This window comes from Streptomyces sp. NPDC001787, assembly GCF_040297465.1.
Classification (GTDB): domain Bacteria; phylum Actinomycetota; class Actinomycetes; order Streptomycetales; family Streptomycetaceae; genus Streptomyces.
Window position 1 is genome coordinate 1 of sequence record NZ_JBEOZE010000070.1, and the last position, 1850, is coordinate 1850.

Genomic DNA, 1850 nt, shown 5'->3' on the forward strand with positions numbered 1-1850 from the left:
GGATGGGTAGGGGAGCGTCGTGTGCCGGGTGAAGCAGCCGCGGAAGCGAGTTGTGGACGGTTCACGAGTGAGAATGCAGGCATGAGTAGCGATACACACGTGAGAAACGTGTGCGCCGATTGACTAAGGGTTCCTGGGTCAAGCTGATCTGCCCAGGGTAAGTCGGGACCTAAGGCGAGGCCGACAGGCGTAGTCGATGGACAACCGGTTGATATTCCGGTACCCGCTTTGAAACGCCCAGTACTGAATCAGGCGATGCTAAGTCCGTGAAGCCGGCCCGATCTCTTCGGAGTTGAGGGTAGTGGTGGAGCCGATGAACCAGACTTGTAGTAGGTAAGCGATGGGGTGACGCAGGAAGGTAGTCCAGCCCGGGCGGTGGTTGTCCCGGGGTAAGGGTGTAGCCCGTGTGGTAGGCAAATCCGTCACACATATAAGGGTGAGACCTGATGCCGAGCCGATTGTGGTGAAGTGGATGATCCTATGCTGTCGAGAAAAGCCTCTAGCGAGTTTCATGGCGGCCCGTACCCTAAACCGACTCAGGTGGTCAGGTAGAGAATACCGAGGCGTTCGGGTGAACTATGGTTAAGGAACTCGGCAAAATGCCCCCGTAACTTCGGGAGAAGGGGGGCCATCACTGGTGAGGGAACTTGCTTCCTGAGCTGGGGGTGGCCGCAGAGACCAGCGAGAAGCGACTGTTTACTAAAAACACAGGTCCGTGCGAAGCCGTAAGGCGATGTATACGGACTGACGCCTGCCCGGTGCTGGAACGTTAAGGGGACCGGTTAGTGCACTTTCGGGTGTGCGAAGCTGAGAACTTAAGCGCCAGTAAACGGCGGTGGTAACTATAACCATCCTAAGGTAGCGAAATTCCTTGTCGGGTAAGTTCCGACCTGCACGAATGGCGTAACGACTTCTCGACTGTCTCAACCATAGGCCCGGTGAAATTGCACTACGAGTAAAGATGCTCGTTTCGCGCAGCAGGACGGAAAGACCCCGGGACCTTTACTATAGTTTGATATTGGTGTTCGGTTCGGCTTGTGTAGGATAGGTGGGAGACTTTGAAGCGGCCACGCCAGTGGTTGTGGAGTCGTCGTTGAAATACCACTCTGGTCGTGCTGGATGTCTAACCTGGGTCCGTGATCCGGATCAGGGACAGTGTCTGATGGGTAGTTTAACTGGGGCGGTTGCCTCCTAAAGAGTAACGGAGGCGCCCAAAGGTTCCCTCAGCCTGGTTGGCAATCAGGTGTTGAGTGTAAGTGCACAAGGGAGCTTGACTGTGAGACCGACGGGTCGAGCAGGGACGAAAGTCGGGACTAGTGATCCGGCAGTGGCTTGTGGAAGCGCTGTCGCTCAACGGATAAAAGGTACCCCGGGGATAACAGGCTGATCTTCCCCAAGAGTCCATATCGACGGGATGGTTTGGCACCTCGATGTCGGCTCGTCGCATCCTGGGGCTGGAGTCGGTCCCAAGGGTTGGGCTGTTCGCCCATTAAAGCGGTACGCGAGCTGGGTTTAGAACGTCGTGAGACAGTTCGGTCCCTATCCGCTGTGCGCGTAGGAATATTGAGAAGGGCTGTCCCTAGTACGAGAGGACCGGGACGGACGAACCTCTGGTGTGCCAGTTGTCCTGCCAAGGGCATGGCTGGTTGGCTACGTTCGGAAAGGATAACCGCTGAAAGCATCTAAGCGGGAAGCCTGCTTCGAGATGAGTATTCCCACCCTCTTGAAGGGTTAAGGCTCCCAGTAGACGACTGGGTTGATAGGCCAGATGTGGAAGCCCGGTAACGGGTGGAGCTGACTGGTACTAATAGGCCGAGGGCTTGTCCTCAGTTGCTCGCGTCCACTGTGTT

At 56.3% G+C, this 1850-nt stretch carries 1 rRNA gene; it reads left to right on the forward strand.

Annotated elements, in window-relative coordinates:
- A 23S ribosomal RNA gene (locus tag ABT170_RS40575) occupies positions 1–1828 on the forward strand; the annotation flags it as partial.
- Between the last annotated feature and the right edge of the window lie 22 nt (positions 1829–1850).